Origin of the sequence: Wandonia haliotis (assembly GCF_039523435.1) — a bacterium.
Lineage (GTDB): Bacteria > Bacteroidota > Bacteroidia > Flavobacteriales_D > Crocinitomicaceae > Wandonia > Wandonia haliotis.
This window is the reverse complement of the sequence record NZ_BAAAFH010000022.1, coordinates 944,083-946,825: the sequence shown is the minus strand read 5'-3', so window position 1 is coordinate 946,825 and position 2,743 is coordinate 944,083. Positions and strand designations below refer to the sequence as shown.

Here is a 2,743-nt window from a genome sequence, read left to right as displayed (position 1 = left end):
ATGAATGGGATTATGTGGGCGAGTTGGCGGGAGCTGGTACTACGAATACAGAATCCGCGTATGTGTATCGAGATGCCTCCGTGCAGGGTAATGGGATGTATTACCGATTGATACAGGTGGACACGGATGGAGCTGAGACGTTGTACGGACCCGTCCAGTCTTCTTGTGAAGCAACAGAAGATATATTACATGTTTACCCGAATCCGGCGAGTGATGAATTGTTTGTAGAGATAGCTGTTAAGGAGTCTTTGGGCAGTGTACGTATAGGTTTGTATGATATGAGTGGAAAGCGCGTGTATGCACAGGGCACGGAATTAGTGAAAGGACAGACGCTGGTTCAGCTACACAATCTGGGAGTATCTCGTGGAGTATACTTACTACGCATTGACTCAGAGAAAGAACATACATTGAAACCTGTTAAGGTGGTGATTAAATAAAGAAGATATAAAAATTTCATTTGAGGGGGTAGCCCCTCTTGAAATGAAGTATATATAGCGTATATATTTGTTTTAAAATTATTTAGGTTCGTTTTGCGTATTGTGAAGACAGAACCGATATAACAGATCTGACTACTACTACATCACAAGGGTTAAGCATCTGTTGAGACTGATTTTGTTGCTCATTCTACAAATGTGTGGAGTGTGGTTTAAGATTAATTAAAGAAATAAACAGTATGTTTTTCCAGAAATGTATCAGATGTATTGCATTGGCATTATCTATCCTTAGTACAGGATCAGTTATATCTCAAACAATAGTTGATGTTCCCTGTACGGGACCTGTGAATCCGAATTCAGGACGTATTTATGATGCGTCTACCAAATCGTATGGGTATCTATATTCAGGGGTTAGCCAGGAGAACAGGGGATGGGCACGCTTTGAAATTCAGAATTACATACCTTCTTGTGCCACAATTACATCCGCTGAAGTGATTTTTTGGGTAGAGACGAGTAGTGGTTTTGCAGATAACAACCATATGCGATTCTTTACCGGGAACCCGGGATCAATGACAGCTGCACAGATATGGAATGCTATCGGTCTTACTCCCCGACATGAAGCGAGTAGTGCCAATTTAGATCCAACAGGTCAGAAAACCAGAGCAATTAATGCAAATGGGATTACTTTTCTGAATAGTAACACAACAGTACCTGTTAACTTAGGTTTTTTGCGTAGTTCAGGAAACTTTGGTTTTCGAATCCATGGGTCAGATGGAGTTGGGAACGGTTCAACAGATGTTAATAAACGTCCGGTTTTAAGAATTACGTATACTGTTCCCGGTAGTGGAGGAGTACCAACAGAGGTAGGATATACAGCTGTCTCGAATGGAGCAACTCCAACCGCACCAAGTTGTACGAATTGGTCGGGAACCTGGTGTGCTGGTTCCGGAACTTATTCTGAACTCTCGTTAGTGAACGGTATAAATTATACGGTTGAGAATCTGGGGACAGCAACATGTGGCTCAGCTTTATCTACAGCTTATATGCAGGCCTGGGGTTCAGGTACAACTTGTGCAGGGTACGGTCCTGTTAGTTCTGTTGGGACAAATACAGTCACTTTTAATGCAAATACTTCAGGAAATCATCGTATCAATGTTACCTCCAATTCGGGTTGTGGATCACCTAATGCCTGTGGTGGGGCAACAGGACATGATTTTACCGGACAATCAGCCGTATTGCGTTACCGACAGAATACTACAGTTACCAATACCACAGATATAACAGACTTATGTGGAGAAACAAGAGCATTAACGTATACCCTTGGAGGAACACATAATAACCCTGCAGTAACTTGGTCTGTTGTGTCCGGAGGAGGTGTTATTTCTGGCTCTACATATGATCCGGGTACTTATACCGGTTCAGTTACGATCAGAGCTGAAGTAGGATATTGTTCAAGCGATGTTACTATTAATGTTACAACCGGTACGGTTGATATTTCAGGTATTACCGTATCTGATTCTGATATTTGTGTTGGGGAAACTGTTACATTAACAGCAGTAGATGGTGGTCCTACAACAGAGTGGTTCACGGCTCCTTGTGGAGGTGTTCCTTTTAATACCGGACCAAGTATAAATGTATCTCCAACATCAACAACAACTTACTATGCAAGAGCTGCGGTGGGATGTGACGGAAACCCCGGAACATGTATAAATACAACAATTAATGTAACAGCACCTTCGGCTCCGGTAGTCGGTACTATCACTCAACCGGACTGCACAACCCCAACGGGGAGTGTTGACCTGAGTGGTCTACCATCGGGTAGCTGGACGATAAATCCGGGCGGAATCAGTGGCAGCGGAACGACTACCACGATAAATGGACTGTCCTCAGGAACGTATAACTATACAGTAACGAATTCGGATGGCTGCGTAAGCAGTGCAACGGCAAATGTGGTTATCAACACAGCGCCTGTTACACCTTCAGCTCCGGTAGTCGGCACCATCACCCAACCGGACTGCACAACCCCAACGGGGAGTGTTGACCTGAGTGGTCTACCATCGGGTAGTTGGACGATAAACCCGGGTGGAATCAACGGCAGTGGAACGACAACTACTTTGAGTGGTTTGTCCTCGGGCACGTATAACTATACAGTAACGAATTCGGATGGCTGCGTAAGCAGTGCAACGGTAAATGTTGTTATCAACACAGCGCCTGTTACACCTTCGGCTCTGGTAGTCGGCACCATCACCCAACCGGACTGCACAACCCCAACGGGAAGTGTTGACCTGAGTGGTCTACCATCGGGTAGC

Annotated in this window: 2 protein-coding genes; both read left to right on the top strand. The window is 44.5% G+C overall.

Annotated elements, in window-relative coordinates; genetic code table 11:
- The coding region (locus tag ABDZ97_RS16795) for a T9SS type A sorting domain-containing protein (RefSeq protein WP_343790604.1) at positions 1-437 on the top strand (437 nt) is incomplete at its 5' end.
- A 236-nt stretch (positions 438-673) separates the two neighbouring features.
- The coding region (locus ABDZ97_RS16790) for an Ig-like domain-containing protein (protein ID WP_486389570.1) at positions 674-2,743 on the top strand (2,070 nt) is incomplete at its 3' end.